Origin of the sequence: Blastococcus sp. TML/M2B (assembly GCF_016612865.1) — a bacterium.
Taxonomy (GTDB): domain Bacteria; phylum Actinomycetota; class Actinomycetes; order Mycobacteriales; family Geodermatophilaceae; genus Blastococcus.
On sequence record NZ_JAENZZ010000002.1, the window covers coordinates 929,609 to 950,757 of the forward strand.

The window sequence follows — 21,149 nt, forward strand, 5'->3', positions numbered from 1 at the left end:
GCGCTCTATTCGTCGGGCCGGTCAACAAATTAGGCTGACGGCATGGAGCGGTCAAGTTCACAGCGCGCGCGGTTCGGTCGATGACGGCGACGCGGGTCCTCGTCGCCGGCGTCGACACCTCGACGCAGGCCTGCAAGGTCGTCGTCCGCGACGCCGCGACCGGCGAGCTGGTCCGGTCCGGCCGCGCGCCGCACCCGCCCGGCACCGAGGTCGCCCCGCGCGCCTGGGAGGAGGCGTTCACCGCGGCGGCCGCTGCCGCCGGCGGGCTCGACGACGTCGCCGCGGTGGCGGTCGGCGGCCAGCAGCACGGCATGGTCTGCCTGGACGACGACGGCGAGGTGGTCCGCGACGCGCTGCTGTGGAACGACGTCCGCTCGGCCGGGGCCGCGCACGACCTGGTGCTCGAGCTCGGCGACGGCGACGAGGCGGCCGGGCGGCGGGCGTGGGCCGACGCCGTCGGCTCGGTGCCGGTCGCCTCCTTCACCGCGACCAAGCTGCGCTGGCTGGCTGACGCCGAGCCGGCGCACGCCGACCGCACCGCCGCGGTCTGCCTGCCGCACGACTGGCTGACCTGGCGGCTCTCCGCGGACCGGGCGCTCGGCACGCTCACCACCGACCGGGGCGACGCCAGCGGCACCGGCTACTGGTCGGCGCGCACCGGCGGGTACCGCCTGGACCTGCTGGAGCGGGCGATGCGCGGGCGCCGCCCGGCCGTGCCCCGGGTCGCCGGGCCCGCCGAGCAGGTCGGCACGGTCGCCGGCTCCGGCGCGCTGCTGGGTCCGGGCACCGGCGACAACGCGGCCGCCGCGCTCGGGCTGGCCGCGCGGCCCGGCGACGTCGTCGTCTCCATCGGCACCTCGGGCGTGGTCTCCGCCGTCACCCCTACGGCGGTCGCCGACGTGACCGGCACCGTCGCCGGGTTCGCCGACGCGACCGGCAACCACCTGCCGCTGGTCGCCACCCTCAACGCCGCGCGGGTGCTCGATGCCGCCGCGACCCTGCTCGGCGTCGACCACGCCACACTCTCCGACCTCGCCCTGGCCGCGCCCTCCGGCGCCGACGGGCTGGTCCTCGTCCCCTACCTGGAGGGCGAGCGGACGCCGAACCTGCCGCACGCCACCGGCTCGGTGCACGGCCTCACCCTGCGCAGCTCGACGCCGGCCCACTTCGCGCGGGCGGCCGTCGAGGGCCTGCTGTGCGGGCTGGCCGACGGCATCGAGGCGGTCGTCGCGCAGGGCGTGGCCGTCGAGCGGGTGCTGCTCGTGGGAGGGGCGGCCCGCTCCCCCGCCGTCCAGCAGCTGGCGCCGGGCATCCTCGGCCGGCCGGTGCTGGTGCCGCCGCCGGGCGAGTACGTCGCCGACGGCGCGGCCCGCCAGGCGGCGTGGGTGCTGTCCGGCGCGGCCGGGCCGCCGGAGTGGGCGCAGCCGGGCCTGCAGGCGTTCGAGGCGCCGCCGGCCCCGGCCGTGCGGGAGCGGTACGCGGAGGTGCGCGGCCGGACCGACGGCCAGTAGGCGGTCAGCCGAGGCCGGCCAGGACGGCGGCCACCTCGGCGGGGTGGGACTGCGGCGTCATGTGCGCGGCGCCGGGCAGCTCGACCAGCCGGCCGTGCGTTGCGGTGGCCGCCAGCCGCGCAGCCCAGTCCCCCGGGCAGAGCGCGTCGCGGCTGCCGCGCACCACGACGACGGGCACGGCGATGCGGGCCAGCCGCGCCTCGATCCGGTCCGGCGAGGCCCGCCGCCACAGCGCGCGCATCGCCCTGGGTCCGGTGCGCGACCACTGGGCGAGGATCCGCGGCACCTCCGGCAGGGGCTCGCGCACCGCCGTCCGCAGCCAGGCCGGCACGAGCCCGCGCAGCCTGCGCAGCCGCGGGTCGGTCGTCGGCCCCAGCAGGACGACGGCGGCGACCCGGGGATCGCGCTCGGCGACGGCGGCCACGACCTGGCAGCCCTGCGAGTGGCCGGCGAGCACCACCGGCCCCGGCCCCAGCCGTTCCCGCAGCCCGGCGGCGAGCAGTTCGAGCCCCGGCACGGGTTTCCGGCGGCCCATCCCGGGCAGGGGGACGACGTCCGCCGGCAGCGAGGCCGGCAACCGGCTCCGCACGCCCGCCCACGAGCGCTCGTCGAGCCCCAGACCGGGGACGACGACGATCCGGGTCGGCGCAGAGGTCACCCCGGCGGTCTACCCCCCGGGCCCGTGGACGGCCAGCCGGGCAGGTCGAGATGTGGTTCGGATCGCCCGGGGTCGCCCGGGGGCGGAGCCCGTCGGAGTGGGAGAATCGTGAGCATGACGACAGCAGCGACGCGTGTCCCCGCCGGACGCGAGACCGACAGCGGGCGGCCGCGGGTCGTCATCATCGGCTCCGGCTTCGGCGGCCTGTTCGCCGCCCGGGCCCTGGCGAAGGCCCCGGTCGACGTCACGCTGATCGGGAAGACCGCCCACCACCTGTTCCAGCCGCTGCTCTACCAGGTGGCGACCGGCATCCTCTCCGAGGGCGAGATCGCCCCCGCGACCCGCGAGGTGCTCCGGCACCAGAAGAACGCGACGACGGTGCTCGGCGAGGTCGTCGACATCGACCTGGCCGCCCGCACCGTCACCTCGGTCGTGCTGGGCCGCCGCACCGTGCACCCCTACGACGAGCTGATCGTCGCGGCCGGCGCCGGGCAGTCCTACTTCGGCAACGACCACTTCGCCGAGTTCGCACCCGGCATGAAGAGCATCGACGACGCCCTCGAGCTGCGCGGCCGCATCTTCGGCGCCTTCGAGCTCGCCGAGCTCGCCACCGACCCGGCCGAGATCGACCGGCTGCTCACCTTCGTCGTCGTCGGCGCCGGCCCCACCGGGGTGGAGATGGCCGGGCAGATCGCCGAGCTCGCGCGCCGCACGCTGCGCCGCGACTTCCGCCGCATCGACCCGACCAGCGCGCGGGTGATCCTGCTCGACGCCGCTCCCGCGGTCCTCCCCTCCTTCGGCGAGAAGCTGGGCGAGCGGGCCCGACGGCAGCTCGCCGAGGGTGGCGTGGAGGTCCAGCTGGGCGCCATGGTCACCTCGGTCGACGCCAACGGCATCGACGTGAAGGACGGCGACGGCCAGGCCCGCCGCATCGAGGCCGCCACCAAGATCTGGGCGGCCGGCGTGCAGGCCAGCGGGCTGGGCCGGCTCCTCGGCGAGCAGTCCGGCGCCGAGGTCGACCGGGCCGGCCGGATCGCGGTGCAGCCAGACCTCACGCTGCCCGGCCACCCCGAGGTGCACGTCGTCGGCGACATGATGGCGCTGGACAAGCTGCCCGGCGTCGCGCAGGTCGCGATCCAGGGCGGCCGCTACGCCGCCGACGCGATCAAGCGCCGGATCGCCGGCAAGGAGCCCAAGGCCCCGTTCCGCTACCGGGACAAGGGCTCGATGGCGACGATCTCCCGCTTCCACGCCGTCGTCGACCTCGGCGGGCGGCTGAAGTTCGAGGGCTTCATCGCCTGGGTGATGTGGCTGGCCCTGCACCTGCTCTACATCGTCGGCTTCCGCAGCCGGCTCACCGCCGCGCTGCACTGGACGGTGAGCTTCCTCGGCCGCGGCCGGTCGCAGCGGGTGGCCACCCAGCAGCAGGTCTACGGCCGGCTGGCGCTCGAGCAGCTCGGCCCCGGCTGGGAGGCGTCGAAGACCGGCGGCCCCAAGGAGGCCCCGGCCGACGAGGACATGACCGGGCGCGAGTCCGCCTGAACCGACCGGCCGTAGCCGCGGTGGCGCGGCAGCGCGCCGGTCGCGAGAGCCGGGAAGGACACCGTTGCGGGCTCCGCGGCGGGGGCCGGGACCGGGACGGCCGGGCGACGGCGGGCGTCGTCGGCAGCACCGGCGCGCCCCGTCGTCCGCAGCATGGTCAGCGTGGCCGCGCGCAGCCGCCCGCTGAACGGCCGCTCGACCAGGTGGTGGAGGGCGGCGGCCGCGACCAGCGCCACCACCGTCGCGGCCAGCACCGCCACCCACGGCCCGACCGAGCCGCGCAGCAGGTGGATGACGAACCAGCCGAGGTTCTCGTGCACCAGGTAGAGCGGGTAGGTGAGCGCCCCCGCCAGGGTCATCCAGCGGGCGCTGCGCGCGGCCAGCGGCGTCAGCGTCACGAGCGCGACCAGACCGAAGCAGGCCAGCGTGCCCAGCGCGATGAGCGCGGTCGAGGGCGCCCACGGCGTCTCCAGGCCGAGCACGACCGGGTAGTAGCCCATCGCGAAGTTCAGCGCGAACAGGCCCTGGAGCCCGACCAGCAGCCAGGTTCCGGTGTCGGAGCCGTCCCGGTGGATCAGGTAGAGCAGCATGCCGCCGGCGAAGAACGGCGCGTAGTCCGGCATGAGGAACGCCGTCAGCAGGCGGGACTCCGACCCGGCGGCCAGCGCACCGGCGACCGGCCAGAGGGCGCAGAACGCCAGGATCCGCCGGCGGGTGATGCCCACCAGCATGAGCAGCACGATCAGCAGGTAGAAGCGCGCCTCGTACCAGAGCGTCCAGTACGGGCCGTCGACGTCGTGCACGCCGAAGGCGCCCTGCAGCATGGTCAGGTTGAGCAGCGCCTGCGAGGTGCTGATCTCGTGGTCGAAGAACGCCGGGTTCGCCGGCCACACGTAGAGGACCAGCACGATGCTGGCCGCCGCCGCCACCCAGTAGGCCGGGTAGAGCCGGGCGACGCGGGAGGCGACGAAGCCCGGGACGTCTCTCCCCCAGGAACTCATGAGCAGCACGAAGCCGCTGATGACGAAGAACAGCGGCACGCCCATCCGGCCGTAGGCCGCCCACTGGCCCACCGGCGCGAGCGCGTCGGGGACCGGGCCGTCCCACGCCGGGCTGTTCCGCGCGGTGAAGTGGAAGGCGACGACGCTCAGCGCCGCCAGCAGCCGCAGGACGTCGAGCATGCCGAGACGGCGGTCCGGCGTGCTGGCAGGCGCTCCCGAGGTCACGGCGCGGACGCTAGCCATGGTCGGGCCCGGACCCGGGGACGCGGGAGCGCGACGGGAACCCTCCGTCACATCCGCCTCAGGGAGCGCTGGGGACGCCTCTCCCCCGGGCGGGGCAGCGTCGGCGCCGGGGCCCTACAGGTGGGGAGCGGGAACGACGAGGATGGGGACATGGATCGCCCCCACGGGGCGCCGGCGGTTCCGCTGCTGGCGGCGCTCTACCTCGTCAGCGGAGCCCTGTGCCTCGCCGGTGCCGCCTGGCCGGTGAACCCGGACGCCCCGGTGCAGCTGCTCTGGGTCCTGGGCTGCACCGGCGTGGGCGTCGGCGGGGTGCTCGCGCTGCTGCGCGACGAGCTGCCGGCGTGGGCCGTCGACGCGGGGCTGTTCCTGATGTCCCTGCTGATCGGCGTCCTGGCCTGGCGGTCGGTGACGCAGGCCGGCGTCGTCGGGCTCGGCCCGGTGATGATCGCCGTGGCGCTCTACGCCGCGCACGTGCTGCCGCTCCCCGCTGCGCGGGTGCACGCCGTCGTCCTGGTCACGGCGACCAGCGCCGGCGCCGCCGCGGCCGCGCCGTCGGGGTTCCTCCCGGCCTGGGTCGCGCTGGTGGTCGCCGTGCTCGCGCTCACCGAGGTGCAGGGCCGCCTGGCCCGGCAGCTGCGCGACGCCGCCGACACCGATCCGCTCACCGGCGTCGCGAACCGGCGCGCGTGGCAGGCCGCGACCTCGCGGCACCTGGCCCACGCGCTGCGCACCGGCGAGCCGCTCACCGTGGCCATCCTCGACCTCGACCACTTCAAGCTGGTCAACGACCGCGACGGGCACAGCGCCGGCGACGCGCTGCTGCGCGAGCTGACCGCCGGCTGGACCGGGCGGCTGCGGCACGCCGACCTGCTCGGCCGCTACGGCGGGGACGAGTTCGTGCTCTGCCTGCCCGCGACCGACGAGGCCGGCGCACGGGACCTCGTCGACCGCCTGCGGGGAGGCCCACGGCTTCGGCTGGTCGGCGGGCCTGTCGACCGTGCGCGCGGGCGACACCCTCGACGCGGTGCTGCGCCGCGCCGACGAGGACCTCTACGAGCGCAAGCGGGCCGGCCGCGCCTGCTAGTCGCGCACGCCGCGCTCGAACCGGCCGGCCCAGTCGGCCAGCAGGTCGCGCAGCTCGGCCGGTGCGAGCACCGTGAACTCCGCGCCGGTGCCGCCGAGCGCCAGCGCCGCCCAGCTGAGGTCGTAGGTCTCCATCCGCAGCCGGCACCCCCCGCCGGGCTCCTCGGTGATCGTAGTCCACTGCCCGACCCGGCGGCGGACGTCGTCGGCGGGTGCGGCGACGAGCGCCTCGACCACGTACCCGGCCGACCGGGCGTCGGTGCCGCGCCGGACGAACGCGGCCGCGTCCTCGGCGGGCAGCACCCGCGGCGCGAAGCGCTGTCCCGTGCCGCGCGGCGCGCTCAGCCGGTCGAGGCGGAAGCTGCGCCAGTCGCCCCGGCCCAGGTCGTAGGCGACCAGGTACCAGCGGCGGCCCATCGCGACGAGCCGGAAGGGCTCGGTCAGCCGCTCGCTCCGGGCGCCGTCGGCCGCGGTGTAGGAGAACTCCAGCCGCTCGGTGTCCCGGCAGGCGCCGGCGACGGCGACGAGCACCTGCGGGTCGACGACGGCGCCGGACGCGCTGCCCGGAGCGGGCACGGTCATGGCGCTGAGCGCGTCGGCGCGGCGGCGGAGCCGGGCGGGCAGCACCTGGACGACGGTGGTCAGCGCCCGGACCGACGCCTCCGCCATGCCGGCCACCGCGCTCTGCGCGGCCGCCTGCAACCCGACGGTCAGCGCCACCGCCTCGTCGTCGTCCAGGACGAGCGGCGGCAGCGCCGCCCCCGGCGCGAGCCGGTACCCGCCGTCGACCCCCGGCTGGGCCTCGACCGGGTAGCCGAGCTCGCGGAGCCGCTCGACGTCCCGGCGCAGGGTGCGCAGCGAGACGCCCAGCCGGTGCGCGAGCTCGGCACCCACCCAGTGCCGGCGCTGCTGGAGGATCGACAGCAGGCGCAGGGTGCGGTTCCCCGGGCCGGTCACGATCCGAGAGTCTGCCCCATTGCGGCCAGGATCTGACACCGATCGCCCCTAGCGTCGGAGAGGACAGCACCCCCGACGAGAGGCACCGGTCATGACCACCCCCACCCTGTCCCCCGAGCGCGCGGACCTGCTGGAGCTGCTGCAGGCCCACCGGCACTTCCTCCGCTTCACCGTGCAGGGCCTCACCGACGAGCAGGCCCGGCAGCGCACGACCGTGAGCGAGCTGACGCTCGGCGGGCTGATCAAGCACGTCAGCCGCACGGAGGAGGCCTGGGCCCGGTTCACCACCGAGGGGCCGGCCGCCATGGCGGCCCCGCAGGACGAGGCCGGCTACGCCGACTGGGCCGACGGGCACCGGCTGCTGCCCGGCGAGACGCTGGCGGGCGTGCTCGCGGAGTACGAGCGGGTCGCCGCGCGGACCGACGAGCTGGTCCGCACCCTCGACCTCGACGCGTCGTTCCCGCTGCCGGAGGCGCCGTGGTTCCCGCCGGGAGCGCGCCGGTCGGTGCGACGCGCGTTCCTGCACATCGCCACCGAGACCGCCCAGCACTCCGGGCACGCCGACATCCTGCGCGAGGCCCTCGACGGCCAGAAGACGATGGGGTGAGCCGTTCGCCCTGGGCGTGATCGCCGCCCCGGCCGCCCGATGCGGCGTTCACTGGTGCGCGCACGCGCGTGATCGGGAGGTCGCCATGACACCGGAACCCGCCGCCCGCGCGCCGGAGACGGCGCTGGACGCCTACTCCCGCATCGTCACGTCGGTGGCCGCCGACCTCACGCCGCACGTCGCCGCGCTGGAGGTGCGCGGCGCGGACGGGCGCGGGGGTGCTGGATCGGCCGTCGTCGTCGACGACGCCGGGCTGCTGCTCACCAACGCCCACGTCGTGGCGGGCGCGCGGGCCGGCCGCGCCGTCTTGCGCCGACGGCTCGGAGGTCGACGTGGACGTCGTCGGCGCCGACCCGCTGTCCGACCTGGCGGTCGTGCGGGCGCGGGGCGGCACGCCGCCACCGGCCGAGCTCGGGGACGCCGGCACGCTGCGGGTCGGGCAGCTGGTCGTGGCGGTCGGCAACCCGCTCGGGCTGGCCGGTTCGGTCACCGCCGGGGTGGTCAGCGGGCTCGGCCGGTCGCTGCCCACCCGCGACGGGCGCACCGCCCGGGTCGTGGAGGACGTCATCCAGACCGACGCCGCCCTGAACCCGGGCAACTCCGGCGGCGCCCTGGCCGACGCCGCCTCGCGGGTGGTCGGCATCAACACCGCCGTCGCGGGGTGGGGCCTGGGCCTGGCGGTGCCGATCAACGCCACCAGCCGCCGGATCCTCGCCGCCCTCGTCGCCGACGGGCGGGTGCGCCGGGCCTACCTGGGCCTGGTCAGCACCCCCGCGCCGCTGCCCGCCGAGCTGGCCCTGCGGACCGGCCGGCGGCGCGGGCTGCGGATCGTCGACGTCGTCCCCGGGGCGCCGGCCGACCGGTCCGGGCTCCGGCGCGGCGACCTGGTGCTGGAGGCCGGCCGCCGGCCGGTCGCCGACGCGCAGAGCCTGCAGCGGCTGCTGTTCACCGAGGCGATCGGCGAGCCGCTGCCGTTGACCGTGTTCCGCAGCGGCGCGATGGTCGACGTGATCGCGGTGCCCGGCGAGCTCACCGGCTGACCCACTCCGGCGTGCTCAGCCGCCGTTGAGGGACTCCACGTGCGCGACGGCGCGGTCGCGGGTCTCGGCGGCGTCGTCGGCGGCCCGCTGCGCGGCGGCCCGGCGGCGCTCCTCCCGCTTGAGCGCGGCGGCCGCGTCGGCCGCCGCCCGCTCGGCCTCGGCCAGCTGGTCGGCGAGCTCCTCGACCCGTTCCTGCAGCTCGGTCTGCCGGGCGGCGAGCTCGTCGGTCTGCCGGCGGTGCTCGTCCAGTGCTGCCGCGGCGTCGTCGGCGGCCGCGGTGGCCTCCTCGGCGGCCGCCCGCGCGGCGGCGAGCTCGCGCTGCCGCTTCTCCTCCGCGGCCCGCCGGCGCTCCTCCTGCTCGCGGGCCCGGCGGTCGGCGGCGGACTCCCCCGCCGGCTTCTCCTTCTCCGCACCCTTGGTCGCCGTGGTCGCGGCCTTCCCCGCGGGTGCGGCGGGGCGCTCCGCCCTGGGTGCGGGGTGGACCAGGCGCAGGTCGGGCTTCGCGACCGTCGTCCCCAGGCCGCTGTAGGACATCGGCGAGGTGAGCCGGCCGGTGAGCAGCGCCCGCCCGGCGTCGGGGTCGGCCATCGCGGCGCGCAGCGTCTCCTCGACCTGGGTGGCGACCGTCGTGCTCACCGGGTGCCCTCGGCCGGAGGCGAGCGCGCGCGCCTGCCGGGTCAGCGCGGTGACCAGCTGCCGCCGCTGGACGTCGAGGGCGCGCAACTGGTCACCGGCCAGGTTCTCCTGCGCCTCGCGGAGCAGGTCGCCGAGCTCGACGAGGTCCTCCAGCTCGGCGCGCTGCTCCCGGACCAGCAGGTTGCAGACCCACGCGCCGGCCGAGGGCTTGGGCAGCGCACCGATCTCCTTGGCCAGCGCCTTGTCGCCGTCGGCCTTCGCGGCGTCCTGCCGCTCCTTCCGGAGCGCGACGAACTCCTCCGGCGGCACCTCGTACAGCTCGTCGGCCACCTCGTCGAAGTCCACGCGGCGACCCTGCCAGAGAGGGACCTCAGCAGCAGGCGGGAGCCGGCTCCGCGGCGGTCTTCCCCTCGAGGTCGGGGCGGTCGTCGCCGGTGACGGTGTAGACCTCCCACGGCTCCCCGCCCGGGCCGGTCACCCACACCTTGTCCTGCACGGCGTAGCAGCAGGTGGTGCCCTCCTCCGGCCGCGTGGCCAGGCCGGCGTCGGCCAGCCGGGTGGTCGCCGCGGTGACCTCGCCGGTCGAGGCGACCTCGACGCCGAGGTGGTCCATGCGGGTGGGCTCGCCGGCGGTCCCCTCGAGCAGCACCAGCTTCAGCGGCGGCTCGGCGATGGCGAAGTTGGCGTAGCCGGGCCGGCGCTTGGCCGGCCGGGTGTCGAACAGCCGCGAGTAGAAGCCGACGGCGGCCTCCAGGTCGGCGACGCGGAGGGCGAGCTGGATCCGGGACACGGGGGACCTCCTGAGATCGGGACATCGACGGGCGTCGATGCGACGAATGAACACCTGACATAGATGCTTGTCAATACGATGCGCGTCGTTACGATGGCTACCGATGTCGACGACGCAGGAGACGACGATGAGCGACCCCGGCCTGGCGTGCTGCACGCCGCTCTCCAGCACAGCGATGTCCGCCGAGCAGGCGGAGCAGGTCGCGCCGCTGCTCAAGGCGCTGGCCGATCCGGTGCGGCTGCGGCTGGTCAGCCTGATCGCCTCCAGCACGACCGGGGAGGCCTGCGTCTGCGACCTCAACGAGGCCTTCGACCTCACCCAGGCGACGATCAGCCACCACCTCAAGGTGCTGCACTCGGCGGGCCTGCTGGTCCGCGAGAAGCGGGGCGTGTGGGTCTACTACGCGGTCCGCCCCGAGGCGCTGTCCGCGGTGGCCGGCCTGTTCTCGACCCCCGCGCTCGCGCCGGCATGAGCGACGCCGTCCGCGAGAGCGCCCGACCCGACGTCCCCGCCGACGCCCCGGTCCTGCGGAGGCTCTCGACGCTCGACCGGTTCCTGCCGGTCTGGATCGTCGCCGCGATGGCGCTGGGCCTCGCGCTGGGCCGCTGGGTCCCGGGGCTGGACGACGCCCTCTCCGCCGTCGAGGTCGGGGGCGTCAGCCTGCCGATCGCGGCCGGGCTGCTGCTGATGATGTACCCGGTGCTGGCCAAGGTCCGGTACTCCGAGCTGGACCGGGTGACCGGCGACCGGCGGCTGCTCGTCGCCAGCCTGGTGCTCAACTGGCTGGTCGGGCCCGCGCTGATGTTCGCCCTGGCCTGGCTGCTGCTGCCCGACCTGCCCGAGTACCGCACCGGCCTGGTGATCGTGGGCCTGGCCCGCTGCATCGCCATGGTGCTGATCTGGAACGACCTCTCCTGCGGCGACCGCGAGGCCGCCGCGGTGCTGGTGGCGATCAACTCGGTCTTCCAGATCGCCGCCTTCGCCGCGCTCGGCTGGTTCTACCTGCAGGTGCTGCCGGGCTGGCTCGGCCTGTCGACGACGTCGGCGGAGTTCAGCGTCTGGGCCATCGTGCTCAGCGTGCTGGTCTTCCTCGGCATCCCGTTGCTCGCCGGCTTCCTGACCCGCACCATCGGCGAACGCCGCCGCGGCCGCTCCTGGTACGAGGAGCGCTTCCTGCCGCGGATCGGCCCGGTCGCCCTGTACGGCCTGCTGTTCACCATCGTCATGCTCTTCGCGCTGCAGGGCGACGCGATCACCTCGAACCCCTGGGACGTCGCCCGCATCGCGCTGCCGCTGCTGGCCTACTTCGCGCTGATGTTCGGCAGCTCGTTCCTCCTCGGCATGCGGCTGGGGCTCGGGTACGCGAAGACCGCGACGCTCGCCTTCACCGCCGCCGGCAACAACTTCGAGCTGGCCATCGCCGTCGCCATCGGCACGTTCGGCGTGACCAGCGGCCAGGCGCTCGCCGGCGTCGTCGGCCCGCTGATCGAGGTACCGGTGCTGGTCGGCCTCGTCTACGTCTCCCTCTGGGCCGCGCGCCGCTGGTTCCCCGGCGACCCGACCGTCCCCGACCTCGTCAGGAGCACCCGGTGACCGCGTCCGTCCTGTTCGTCTGCGTGCACAACGCCGGCCGCTCGCAGATGGCCGCCGGCTGGCTGCGGCACCTCGCCGGCGACGCCGTCGAGGTCCGGTCGGCCGGCTCGCTGCCCGGCGACCGGATCAACCCGGCGGCGGTCGAGGCCATGGCCGAGGTGGGCATCGACATCGCCGACCAGCAGCCGAAGGTCCTCACGACCGACGCGGTCGAGGCCTCCGACGTCGTCATCACGATGGGCTGCGGCGACGCGTGCCCGGTCTTCCCCGGGAAGCGCTACCTCGACTGGCCGCTCGACGACCCGGCCGGGCAGGGCGTCGCGGCGGTGCGCCCGATCCGCGACGAGATCGAGCAGCGCATCCGCGGGCTGCTCGCCGAGCTCGGGGTCAGCCCTCGCGGGTGAGCACGAAGAAGAACGGGCCGTCCAGGCCGCGCAGGTCCATGACGCCGAGGCGGACGTCGTCGGACACCCGGCGGAAGACGTCGATGATCGGCAGCGCGTCGTAGACCATCGCCGCGGTGTGCACGCCGCGGTGCTCGACGGTGCGCAGCCGGGCCCGCGGCCGCGTCGTCGTCACCAGGGGGCGGGCCAGCCGGAACGCCGCGCGGGCCGCCCGGGAGTGCGCCAGCGCGGGCCGGTCGCGCAGCACCGCCATCGGCACGAACGCCGGGTCGACCGGCCGCGGGCCGGAGCGGGTGGTGAACAGCAGCGGGTGGACGGTCTCGGCGTCGAGGAACTCCTTGCCGTACCAGCCGTAGGCCTCGAGCAGGCCGTCCAGCGGTGACCCGGTCGGCAGCCCGCTCCCCCGCCACCGGCCGATCATCGCGGCCGGCTCGACCGGGCCGAGGGCGTCGAACAGCGCCAGCGCCTCCTCGGGAGCGGCGCCGGCCGCGAGCCCGGCCAGCCGCGCCTCCGGGCTCCCGGCCCGCGGTGCCGCGCTCAGGCGACCGGCCGCTCGAAGGTGACCAGCACGCCCTCGACGCCGCCCGGGCCGATCCGGCCCTTGACCTCGACCGAGGTGATGGCCTTGAGCTGCCACCCCTGGCGGGCGTGCTCGTTGAGCACCTTCTCCAGCTTCCCGCCGGACATCTTGCCGCCGATCATCCCCTCGCGGATCTCCTCGACCTTGTACTCGAACCGTGCCGCCATGCTGTCCTCCTCGGGTCGTCGCCAGCCTGCCCGGCCGCGGCCCGCCCGTCGAGAGGCGTCAACCCAGCACCGGCAGCGACCGCTTGGCGGCGAGCCGGTCCATGCCTGCCTGGATCGCCGCCTCCACCTGGTCGTAGATCTTCTGCACGTAGGCCAGGTCGTCGGCCCGCTCCGGGTCGTCGTCCACCTCGATCGGCTCCAGCAGCGCGGTGCGGATCTTGGCCGGCAGCGGCACGTGCGCCGGCAGGATCTCCACGGCCAGCGGGAACGGGAAGCCCGCGATGATCGGCAGGTTGGCCCCGCGCAACGTCGTCTTCAGGCCGGTGAACCGGTCGAGCGCGTCGGCCAGCCACGTGCCCTCGGAGAGGACGAAGACCGTGTCGTGGCCGCCCACGGTCGCCACCGGGACGATCGGGACGCCGGAGCGGATCGCCTGCTTCACGAAGCCGGTCCGCCCGCCCAGCGTGGCGACGTCGCGCTTGCGCCAGCTGCGCATGGCGTCGACCTCGCCGCCGGGCCAGACGACGACGTCGTCGCCCTGCTCCAGCGCGGCGCCGACGCTCCGCCGGTTCGCGGCGATGACGCCGACGGCGCGGAAGTAGTCGCCCAGGCCCGGCGCGGCCATGAGCACGTCGTGCGCGGTGCCGTGCAGGGTGCGGCGGCCCTCGAAGTGGGTGTGCCAGGCGTTGACCAGCGTCCAGGCGTCCATCGTCAGGGCGCCGCCGGAGTGGACACCGACCACGAGGCTGGTCCGGTCGGGCACGTTCTCCCAGCCGTCGATCTCCAGCCGGAAGTACCACCTGTCCAGCAGGTCCCACAGCGGCTGCTGCAGCTTGAGCAGCGTCTCGTTCGGCGGCTGCGGTTCCATGGCGGCGCTCACCCGCCAGGCGATGAGGCGCTGGAGGAGGTTCTGCTGCTTCCCGGCCACGCTGCTCCCTCGGTCGTGGAGGACGACGGCTGTGCTGTGCAGGACAACGGCGGCGGACCCGGAAGGTGACGCCGCGGGCACGGGCTCCCCGGTCAGCCCTCCGCCGGCGTCCCGGGCGCCGGGGGACGCGGCCCCTCCGGCCGGTCGGTGAGCCAGCGCCGGATCGCCGCGTACACCCGCGGGTGGTCCAGGAGGTCGACGTGGTGCAGCCCACCGAGCCGCTGGACGTGGTCGGCGGGGAAGGCCAGCCGCTCGTCGTCCCCGGTGTCGCCCAGGGCGCTGCGGGGGGACACCATCAGGTCGCCGAACAGGTCGGCCAGCCGGCCCGACGTGTTCGGGCTGAGGGTCGCGAGGACGACGAAGTGCCGGGCGCCGTCCTGCAGCGGGACGAGCGTGCGGCTGCTCGGGGCCGGGGCGTCGGGATCGGTACCGGTCCAGTCGTCCTCGACAACGGTTCCCCGGCCGAGGTCCTTGATGCCCGCGCTGCGGAGCGCCAGCACCCGGGCCAGCGGGCGGGTCTCGGGCAGCCGGGCCAGCTGCGCGGCCAGCCGGTGCACCCCGCGCTCCAGCGGTGCGCCCAGGTGCGGCGAGCCCAGGGTGACGGTGTCGCGCACCAGGGCGGTCCAGGGCTGCGCCCCCGCGTCCCCGTCGCGGGCCTGGTGCAGGGCGCTGCGCGCGACGAGCCCACCCAGCGAGTGGCCGAGGACGACGAGGTCCTGCACCTGCTGCGGCCAGGCCTCGACCAGCGCGGCCAGCAGGGCGGCGAGCGCGCGGCCGTTGTCGGAGATGTGCCGGCCGGTGTTGTAGCGGACGTACACGGGGGTGAGCCCGAGGTCGGCCTGCAGCAGCGATCCGTAGGTGACGCCGGCGCGGCCGAAGTGCTTCTCGGCGCCGTAGGCCCAGGAGTCCTCGGTCTCGGTGAGCCCGTGCAGGAACACCGCGATGCGGCCGGTGGCCTCCGGGAACGCCGTCCGCAGCGCCTCGGCCTCCGGCGGCACCACCCGGCCGCCGACCCGGACCGTCATGCCGACGTCCAGCCCGGGTGCGGCCGCGTGCACCAGGTCGCCGTGCGCCCCGTTGAGCACTCCGAGGGCCACCCGGCCGCGGCGCTCCTCGTCCAGGCCCCGGCCGCTGGCCCGCCCGGCGGCCACCCGCCCGACGGCCCGCGCGCCCCAGCCCGAGCGCGACCCCCACGCCGGCGTAGCCCAGCCCCGCGACGGCGTCGTGCCAGAGCCGGACCGGCCGCCCGACCGGGCCGACCACGTCGAACACCCGGCCGGCGATGCCCGAGTGCACCTCCCGGACGCGGTGGGTGGTCCCCCGTACCGCGAGCCGCGACAGCTCGGAGATGCCCTGGACCTCGTCCCTCCGCATGCCCGGCCCCCTACCCGCGCGGCCCCGGCTTCTCCCGTGCCGTGCGCCACCGGGCCTAGGGTGGATCGCGCACCCGCCCGACGACCTCAGGAGTTCCCCGTGCTGCGTCTGCTCGGCTGGCTGGTCGTGATCTGGCTGGCGCTCAGCATCCTCGGCGCGGTCATCAAGGGGCTGTTCTGGCTGACCGTCCTCGGTCTGCTGCTCGCCGGCGCCACCGTCGCCCTGGGCTGGACCAAGCGCGGCCGCAAGGAGCTCCCCCGCCGCTGGTGACCGGTCAGTCGCCGTCGACGTCGCCGGACATCCCGTCGCCGTAGGGCAGCGGCTCCCCGGCGACCGGCGCCGGGACGACGGGCACCGCCTGCATCTCCACCTGCTCCGCGCGGGCCACCTCGGCGCCGGCGACGAACTCCTCGAGCGGGATGGCGTACCGGGGATCGACCATGCCCGGCAGCCTCCCGCTCCACGGGGCGACGGTCCAGCCCCTCAGCGCATCTCCCCCGCCCCGACGTACGGGAACGGGCTGGTGAGCAGGTGCCCTTCGGCGAAGCGGGAGAGCCGGAAGTCCGACTCCGGGACGTCGGGGTGCGAGCTCTTCCCGTCGACGACGAGGTCGGCCACCAGCCGGCCGACCGACGGCGAGATCTTGAAGCCGTGGCCGCTGAAGCCGGCCGCGACCACGAGGCCCTCGACGGGGGTCTCCGAGATGACCGGGTTGAAGTCCGGCGTCACGTCGTAGCAGCCGGCGTAGGTGCCGCTGACCGAGGCGTCCTCCAGCCCGGGGAAGCGGTGCGCGACTCTTGCCGACGGCCATCTCCAGGAAGTCGTCGGTGGCCCGGTTGAGGTAGGCGTCGGGGTCGGCCGGTTCGGGCACCGACAGGTCGCTGTTGCCGAACAGCAGCTGCCCGCCGCTCTCGGCGCGGATGTACTGCAGCGACACCAGGTCGGAGAACACCGGCACCGGGCCCAGGTCGGCACCGGGGTCGAGCAGCACGATCGCCTCGCGGTGCACGCGGACGGGCAGGTCGATGCCCAGCGGCGCGAGCAGGGCGACCGACCACGGGCCGGCCGCGACGACGACGGTGCCCGCGGTGACGGTCGAGCCGTCGGCGAGCCGGACGCCGGTGGCCCGCCCCTGCTCGACCAGCACCTCGGTCACCGCCGTCCCCTGCCGGATGCGGACGCCGGCCCGGCGGGCGGCCGCGGCGAACGCCTGCGCGGTGCGGTGGGCGTCGCCGTACCCGCCGCGCGGCTCCCAGCCGAAGGCGGCGAAGTCGTCGAGGTCGGCCGCGGGCCAGAGCCGGGCGACCTCGTCGCGGTCGATCTCCTGCGTGTCCACGCCCAGTGCGCGCTGGTTGGCCAGGCTGGCGCGCAGGGAGCCCACGTTCTCCGGGCCGACGCCGACGACGTAGCCGGTCTGCGTGAAGCCGACGTCCTCCCCCAGCACGTCCTCGGCGTGCTCGAAGAGGTCCAGCCCGGCGTGGGCCATCGCGGCCAGCGACGAGACCCCGTAGTGGCAGCGCACCACGCCGCTGGACTTGCCGGTGCCGCCGGAGCCGACGGTGTCCCGCTCGCAGACGACGACGTCGGTCACGCCCCTGTGCGCCAGCGCCCAGGCGGTGGCGACGCCCTCGAGGCCGCCACCGACGATCACGACGTCCGCGCTGGTCACAGCCCCCGCCCCGGGATCCACGAGGTCCCGGCCAGCGGCACCCGTGCCATGGCGGCGGCCTCGATGGTGAGCGCGACGAGGTCCTCCGGCTCCAGCGAGTGCAGGTGCGCCTTGCCGCAGGCGCGGGCGATGACCTGGGCCTCCATCGTCATGACGCGGATGAAGTTGGCCAGCCGCCGGCCGGCGAGGACCGGGTCGAGCCGGGCGGCCAGCTCCTCGTCCTGCGTGGTGATGCCCGCCGGGTCGCGGCCGGCCTGCCACTCGTCGTAGAACCCGGCCGCGGAGCCGAGCGCGCGGTACTCCTCGTCCAGGTGCGGCGAGTTGTCGCCGAGCGCGATCAGCGCGGCGGTGCCGATGGCCACGGCGTCGGCACCGAGCGCCATGCACTTGGCGAGGTCGGCGCCGTTGCGGATGCCGCCGGAGACGATCAGCTGCACCTTCCGGTGCAGCCCCTCCTCCTGCAGCGCCTGCACCGCCTGCGGCAGCGCGGCCAGCGTCGGGATGCCGACGTGCTCGATGAACACGTCCTGGGTCGCCGCGGTGCCGCCCTGCATGCCGTCGAGCACGATGACGTCGGCGCCGGCCTTGGCCGCGAGCTTGACGTCGTAGTAGGTGCGGCTGGCACCGGATCTTGACGTAGACCGGCTTCTCCCAGTCGGTGATCTCCCGCAGCTCGCGGATCTTGATCTCCAGGTCGTCCGGGCCGGTCCAGTCCGGGTGCCGGCAGGCGCTCCGCTGGTCGACCCCCATCGGCAGGGTGCGCATGCCGGCGACCCGCTCGGTGATCTTCTGGCCGAGCAGCATGCCGCCGCCGCCGGGCTTCGCGCCCTGCCCCAGCACGACCTCGATCGCGTCGGCGATGCGCAGGTGGTCGGGGTTCATCCCGTAGCGCGACGGCAGGTACTGGTAGACGAGGTGCTTGGACTGCCCGCGCTCCTCCGGTGTCATGCCGCCGTCCCCGGTGGTGGTCGACGTGCCGACCTCGCTGGCGCCGCGGCCCAGCGCCTCCTTCGCCCGGCCGGAGAGCGCGCCGAAGCTCATCCCGGCGATGGTCACCGGGGTGGACAGGTGCAGCGGGTAGGCGGCGTTGCGGTCGCCCAGGACGACGTCGGTGTCGCACCGCTCCCGGTACCCCTCGAGCGGGTAGCGGGACATGCTCGCGCCGAGGAAGAGCAGGTCGTCGAAGTGCGGGACGCGGCGCTTGGCGCCGCCGCCGCGGATGTCGTAGATGCCGGTCTCGGCGGCGCGCTGGATGCCGGCGATGGTGGCGCGGTCGAAGGTGGCGGACTCGCGCAGGGCGGGGTTCGGGCTGGTCACGGGGTCGTCCCCTCAGTACGCCGAGGCGTGGTCGACGGAGAAGTTGTAGAGCCGGCGGGCCGAGCCGTAGCGCCGGAAGTCGGCGGGGTCGGCTGCCATGCCGGCGGCGGCGAGCAGGTCGGCGAGCTCGGCGCGGTGCTCGGGCCGCATCTCCTTCTCGACGCAGTCCGCACCCAGGGACTTCACCGAACCGGCCACGTAGATGCGGGCCTCGTAGAGCGAGTCGCCGAGCGCGTCGCCGGCGTCGCCGCAGACGACGAGCCGGCCGGCCTGGCCCATGAACGCGCTCATGTGCCCGACGTCGCCGCCGACGACGATGTCCACGCCCTTCATGGAGATGCCGCACCGGGCGGCCGCGGAGCCCTCGACGACGAGCAGCCCGCCGTGGGCGGTGGCGCCGGCGGACTGGCTGGCGTTGCCGCGCACCCGCACGGTGCCGCTCATCATGTTCTCGGCGACGCCGACGCCGGCGTTGCCGTGCACGGTCACCGAGGCGGTCTTGTTCATGCCGGCGCAGTAGTAGCCGACGTGCCCGTCGATCTCCACGGTCACCTCGGCGTCCAGGCCGACGGCGATGCTGTGCCGCCCGTCGGGGTGGGTGACCCGCCAGGACGGCGTCGTCTCGGCGACGTCGGGAGCGTGCAGCGCCGCGTTCAGCTGCCGGACGTCGGTCACCGACAGGTCGACGACGGTGGGTTCCGGGCGGACCGGGGCCGCCATCAGGACGTCGCTCAGCGCTGCCATGCGTAGACCTCTTCCGGCTCGGGTTCGAAGATGCGGGCGTTCTCGATGCCGGGGAGTCCGGCGAGGGCGCGGTACTCCGACGCCATCGCGACCCACTCGGGGGTCTCGGCGACGACGGCGGGCTTGCAGGCGATGGCGTCGCGGACGATCGCGAAGCTGTCCCTGGTGGAGACCAGCAGCGTGTAGAAGCCGTCGAACCGCTCGCACAGGAGCTTCAGCGACTTCTCCAGGTCGTAGCCCGCGGCGAGCTGGGCGGCGACGAACCGCGCACCGACCTCGGAGTCGTTGTCGGAGTCGAAGACCGCGCCGCCGGCGACGAGCTCGCGGCGGATGGTGGCGTGGTTGGCGAACGAGCCGTTGTGCACGAGGCACTGGTCGGCGCCGACGGAGAACGGGTGGCAGTGCGCCGGGGTGACGGCGGACTCGGTGGCCATGCGGGTGTGCGCCACGCCCTGAAAGCCCTGGGCCTGGGCCAGCCCGAACTCGGCGGCGAGCAGCTGCGGGTGGCCGACGCCCTTGAGGACGGCGACGTCCTCGCCCGAGCCGATGACCAGCACGTCGGGCAGCGCGGCGCGGACGGCGGTGACGAGGGTGTCGACGTCGACCGGCGCGTGCACGACCAGCGTCTGGCCGGCGTCGACCACCGTGACGTCGGGGACTGCTCCGCGCAGCGCCGTCGCCACCTGGTCGGGGGCCGTCGTCCCGGGGAGGAGGGAGACCGAGGCGTGCCCGGGCGGTGACCACCGGGGGTCGCCGTAGACGGCGACGCCGGCGGAGTCCGGGCCGCGCTCGGTGACCTGGCAGAGCATCCCGGTCAGCAGCTCGCCGAGCCGGGGGTGGAGGGAGGGCTCCCGCAGGTGGAGCCCGACGATCCCGCACATGAGTGTTCCTTTCTGGTTCTCGGTAGGCGCGGGTCAGAAGGCGGTGACGTAGCGGTCGACCTCCCAGCTGGACACCTGGCCGTGCCACTCGAAGAACTCGTCGCGCTTGAGCCCGGCGAAGTAGCTGCTGACCCCGGGGCCGGCGGCATCGAGGGCGCCGGCGACGACGGCGTCGGCCTCGAGCTGCTCGACGGCGTGCAGGAGGGTCGGCGGGAGCGGGTTGCTGCTGGTGGCGCCGGGGTCGCCCGGGTCGAGGTTGCGGCGGATGCCGTCCAGGCCGGCGGCGAGCGCGGCCGCGGCCGCGAGGTAGGGGTTGGCCGAGCCGTCGCCGCCGCGCAGCTCGACGCGGTTGCCGTCGGGGACGCGCAGCAGGTGGGTGCGGTCGTTGCCGCCGTAGGTCGCCGTCCGCGGGGACCAGGTGGCGCCCGAGCGGGTGGAGGTGGCGCCGGTGCGCTTGTAGGAGTTGACCGTGGGGGCGAGCACCGCCTGCAGGCCGCAGGCGTGGTCGAGCAGGCCGGCGACGAAGGAGTAGGCCAGCGGGCTCAGACCCAGGCCGCGCGAGTCGCCGCCGTCGGGGAAGGCGGGTGCGCCGTCACGCCACAGGCTCAGGTGCAGGTGCAGCCCGCTGCCGGTGCGGTCGGTGAACGGCTTGGGCATGAAGGTGGCGGTCATGCCGCGCTCCTCGGCCATGACCGAGAGCAGGTACCGGAGGGTGACGACGCGGTCGGCGGTGGTCAGGGCGTCGGCGTAGGCGAAGTTCTGCTCGAACTGACCGTTGCCGTCCTCGTGGTCGTTGGCGTAGTTGCCCCAGCCGAGGGAGTTGATCGCCTTGGAGACCGCGGTGAGGTGCTCGTACATGCGGGTGAGGCCACGGGCGTCGTAGCAGGGGCGCTCGGCGGTGTCCTTGGCGTCGGCCGGCCGCAGCGTGCCGTCCGGTGCGCGCTCGACGAGGAAGTACTCGACCTCGGCGCCGACCTTGAGCTCGAGGCCCAGCTCGGCGGCCCGCGCGATCTGCTGACGCAGGATGACCCGCGGGGCGTAGGGCCACGGCGCGCCTTCGACGTGCGGGTCGCAGTGCACGATCGCCAGGCCTGGTCGCAGGAACGGCACCGGCATGTAGGACGACGGGTCCGGGATCGCCATGAGGTCGGGGTCGCGCGGCTCCTGCCCCATCGCGCCCACGGCGTAGCCGGCGAAGCCGACGCCGTCGGTCTGCAGCTCCTCGACCGCCTCGATCGGGACGAGCTTGGCGCACGGCTTGCCGGTGAGGTCGACGAAGAGGGCGAGGATGAACTCGACGCCGTCGGCGCGGGCGCGCGTGGCCAGGTCGGGGGTTGTCTCCGCGAGCGGCGCCTCGGCGGTGCGCGGGACCTGCTCGAGGACCGGCGGGGCGTCGGGGCGGGCGGCGGTGAGCGACACGGGGA

Annotated in this window: 22 protein-coding genes and 3 pseudogenes; 9 read left to right on the top strand and 16 right to left on the bottom strand. The window is 75.3% G+C overall.

The genetic code is table 11. The features are described 5' to 3' along the window. Nucleotides 1-80 precede the first annotated feature (80 nt). Complete coding sequence (locus JKP75_RS12970) at nucleotides 81-1,511, top strand: xylulokinase (RefSeq protein ID WP_200490840.1); 1,431 nt, start codon at nucleotides 81-83, stop codon at nucleotides 1,509-1,511. A gap of 4 nt (nucleotides 1,512-1,515) precedes the next feature. On the opposite strand, the gene JKP75_RS12975 is transcribed toward JKP75_RS12970, so the two are convergent. Further along, nucleotides 1,516-2,169, bottom strand: coding sequence for an alpha/beta fold hydrolase (locus JKP75_RS12975; protein WP_200490839.1), 654 nt, complete (start codon nucleotides 2,167-2,169; stop codon nucleotides 1,516-1,518). 114 nt (nucleotides 2,170-2,283) lie between these two features. Between JKP75_RS12975 and JKP75_RS12980 the strand changes: the two genes are divergently transcribed. After that, nucleotides 2,284-3,711: an NAD(P)/FAD-dependent oxidoreductase gene (locus JKP75_RS12980; protein ID WP_200490838.1), complete on the top strand. Its 1,428-nt coding sequence runs from the start codon at nucleotides 2,284-2,286 to the stop codon at nucleotides 3,709-3,711. Here the strand turns inward: JKP75_RS12980 and JKP75_RS12985 are convergent. After that, nucleotides 3,600-4,937 (bottom strand): acyltransferase, encoded by a 1,338-nt coding sequence (locus JKP75_RS12985; protein ID WP_200490837.1) that lies wholly within the window; start codon nucleotides 4,935-4,937, stop codon nucleotides 3,600-3,602. The two genes, JKP75_RS12980 and JKP75_RS12985, sit on opposite strands and share 112 nt — an antisense overlap. A gap of 459 nt (nucleotides 4,938-5,396) precedes the next feature. Between JKP75_RS12985 and JKP75_RS24650 the strand changes: the two are divergent. Continuing rightward, nucleotides 5,397-5,852, top strand: a pseudogene (locus JKP75_RS24650) (GGDEF domain-containing protein); the annotation flags it as partial. Nucleotides 5,853-6,035: 183 nt separating this feature from the next. On the opposite strand, the gene JKP75_RS12995 reads toward JKP75_RS24650, so the two are convergent. Beyond that, complete coding sequence (locus JKP75_RS12995; RefSeq protein ID WP_200490835.1) at nucleotides 6,036-6,995, bottom strand: YafY family protein; 960 nt, start codon at nucleotides 6,993-6,995, stop codon at nucleotides 6,036-6,038. Nucleotides 6,996-7,086: 91 nt separating this feature from the next. Here JKP75_RS12995 and JKP75_RS13000 point away from each other — a divergent pair, with 91 nt between their 5' ends. Both JKP75_RS13000 and JKP75_RS13005 read left to right on the top strand, forming a co-directional pair. Further along, on the top strand, nucleotides 7,087-7,602 hold the full coding sequence (locus JKP75_RS13000) for a DinB family protein (RefSeq protein WP_200490834.1): 516 nt from the start codon (nucleotides 7,087-7,089) through the stop codon (nucleotides 7,600-7,602). A gap of 332 nt (nucleotides 7,603-7,934) precedes the next feature. After that, nucleotides 7,935-8,642 (top strand): trypsin-like peptidase domain-containing protein, encoded by a 708-nt coding sequence (locus JKP75_RS13005; protein WP_309229811.1) that lies wholly within the window; start codon nucleotides 7,935-7,937, stop codon nucleotides 8,640-8,642. A 15-nt stretch (nucleotides 8,643-8,657) separates the two neighbouring features. Here JKP75_RS13005 and JKP75_RS13010 read toward each other — a convergent pair whose 3' ends face one another. Together JKP75_RS13010 and JKP75_RS22925 are read right to left on the bottom strand one after the other, a co-directional pair. Beyond that, on the bottom strand, nucleotides 8,658-9,623 hold the full coding sequence (locus tag JKP75_RS13010) for a hypothetical protein (protein WP_200493145.1): 966 nt from the start codon (nucleotides 9,621-9,623) through the stop codon (nucleotides 8,658-8,660). A 25-nt stretch (nucleotides 9,624-9,648) separates the two neighbouring features. Continuing rightward, nucleotides 9,649-10,068 carry an ArsI/CadI family heavy metal resistance metalloenzyme gene (locus JKP75_RS22925; protein WP_200490831.1) on the bottom strand — a complete coding sequence of 140 codons (420 nt, stop codon included), beginning with the start codon at nucleotides 10,066-10,068 and terminating at the stop codon, nucleotides 9,649-9,651. Between the two features lie 103 nt (nucleotides 10,069-10,171). Here JKP75_RS22925 and JKP75_RS13020 point away from each other — a divergent pair, with 103 nt between their 5' ends. The 3 genes from JKP75_RS13020 to JKP75_RS13030 are packed head-to-tail and all read left to right on the top strand — an operon-like array spanning nucleotide 10,172 to nucleotide 12,065. Next, nucleotides 10,172-10,540, top strand: a complete 369-nt coding sequence (locus JKP75_RS13020; RefSeq protein ID WP_200490830.1) for a metalloregulator ArsR/SmtB family transcription factor — start codon at nucleotides 10,172-10,174, stop codon at nucleotides 10,538-10,540. Beyond that, nucleotides 10,537-11,661 carry an ACR3 family arsenite efflux transporter gene (arsB, locus tag JKP75_RS13025; RefSeq protein WP_242471264.1) on the top strand — a complete coding sequence of 375 codons (1,125 nt, stop codon included), beginning with the start codon at nucleotides 10,537-10,539 and terminating at the stop codon, nucleotides 11,659-11,661. Before JKP75_RS13020 ends, arsB begins: the two co-directional genes overlap by 4 nt. Further along, nucleotides 11,658-12,065: an arsenate reductase ArsC gene (locus JKP75_RS13030; protein WP_200490829.1), complete on the top strand. Its 408-nt coding sequence runs from the start codon at nucleotides 11,658-11,660 to the stop codon at nucleotides 12,063-12,065. Before arsB ends, JKP75_RS13030 begins: the two co-directional genes overlap by 4 nt. On the opposite strand, the gene JKP75_RS13035 is transcribed toward JKP75_RS13030, so the two are convergent. The 4 genes from JKP75_RS13035 to JKP75_RS13050 all read right to left on the bottom strand — a co-directional run bounded on the left by JKP75_RS13035 (nucleotide 12,049) and on the right by JKP75_RS13050 (nucleotide 14,891). Then, nucleotides 12,049-12,606 (bottom strand): DUF4334 domain-containing protein, encoded by a 558-nt coding sequence (locus tag JKP75_RS13035; RefSeq protein ID WP_375539251.1) that lies wholly within the window; start codon nucleotides 12,604-12,606, stop codon nucleotides 12,049-12,051. The genes JKP75_RS13030 and JKP75_RS13035 overlap by 17 nt on opposite strands. Further along, nucleotides 12,603-12,812, bottom strand: coding sequence for a DUF4177 domain-containing protein (locus JKP75_RS13040; RefSeq protein ID WP_200490827.1), 210 nt, complete (start codon nucleotides 12,810-12,812; stop codon nucleotides 12,603-12,605). Before JKP75_RS13040 ends, JKP75_RS13035 begins: the two co-directional genes overlap by 4 nt. A gap of 58 nt (nucleotides 12,813-12,870) precedes the next feature. After that, nucleotides 12,871-13,740 carry a lysophospholipid acyltransferase family protein gene (locus JKP75_RS13045; protein WP_200493146.1) on the bottom strand — a complete coding sequence of 290 codons (870 nt, stop codon included), beginning with the start codon at nucleotides 13,738-13,740 and terminating at the stop codon, nucleotides 12,871-12,873. A gap of 92 nt (nucleotides 13,741-13,832) precedes the next feature. Continuing rightward, the gene (locus JKP75_RS13050; RefSeq protein WP_200493147.1) at nucleotides 13,833-14,891 is read right to left on the bottom strand and encodes an alpha/beta fold hydrolase; all 1,059 of its coding nucleotides are present in this window, start codon (nucleotides 14,889-14,891) and stop codon (nucleotides 13,833-13,835) included. A 322-nt stretch (nucleotides 14,892-15,213) separates the two neighbouring features. Between JKP75_RS13050 and JKP75_RS13055 the strand changes: the two genes are divergently transcribed. Next, nucleotides 15,214-15,384, top strand: a complete 171-nt coding sequence (locus JKP75_RS13055; protein ID WP_200490825.1) for a hypothetical protein — start codon at nucleotides 15,214-15,216, stop codon at nucleotides 15,382-15,384. A 4-nt stretch (nucleotides 15,385-15,388) separates the two neighbouring features. Here the strand turns inward: JKP75_RS13055 and JKP75_RS24655 are convergent, their stop codons facing one another. From JKP75_RS24655 to glnT, 7 genes and pseudogenes are all read right to left on the bottom strand, one after another. Further along, nucleotides 15,389-15,556, bottom strand: a complete 168-nt coding sequence (locus JKP75_RS24655; RefSeq protein WP_200490824.1) for a hypothetical protein — start codon at nucleotides 15,554-15,556, stop codon at nucleotides 15,389-15,391. A 41-nt stretch (nucleotides 15,557-15,597) separates the two neighbouring features. Beyond that, a pseudogene (locus JKP75_RS13065) lies at nucleotides 15,598-16,804 on the bottom strand (NAD(P)/FAD-dependent oxidoreductase). Next, a complete protein-coding gene (locus JKP75_RS21440) occupies nucleotides 16,780-17,349 on the bottom strand; it encodes a glutamate synthase-related protein (protein WP_375539252.1) in 570 nt (189 codons plus the stop codon). Before JKP75_RS21440 ends, JKP75_RS13065 begins: the two are co-directional and overlap by 25 nt. A gap of 112 nt (nucleotides 17,350-17,461) precedes the next feature. Continuing rightward, nucleotides 17,462-17,938 (bottom strand): annotated as a pseudogene (locus JKP75_RS24660) (glutamate synthase-related protein); the annotation flags it as partial. Between the two features lie 174 nt (nucleotides 17,939-18,112). Then, on the bottom strand, nucleotides 18,113-18,844 hold the full coding sequence (locus JKP75_RS13075; RefSeq protein WP_242471263.1) for a hypothetical protein: 732 nt from the start codon (nucleotides 18,842-18,844) through the stop codon (nucleotides 18,113-18,115). Continuing rightward, nucleotides 18,832-19,725 (bottom strand): hypothetical protein, encoded by an 894-nt coding sequence (locus JKP75_RS13080; protein ID WP_200490822.1) that lies wholly within the window; start codon nucleotides 19,723-19,725, stop codon nucleotides 18,832-18,834. The genes JKP75_RS13075 and JKP75_RS13080 overlap by 13 nt, the downstream gene beginning before the upstream one ends. 33 nt (nucleotides 19,726-19,758) lie before the next feature. Next, nucleotides 19,759-21,144 (bottom strand): type III glutamate--ammonia ligase, encoded by a 1,386-nt coding sequence (gene glnT / locus JKP75_RS13085; RefSeq protein ID WP_309229813.1) that lies wholly within the window; start codon nucleotides 21,142-21,144, stop codon nucleotides 19,759-19,761. Nucleotides 21,145-21,149 lie beyond the last annotated feature (5 nt).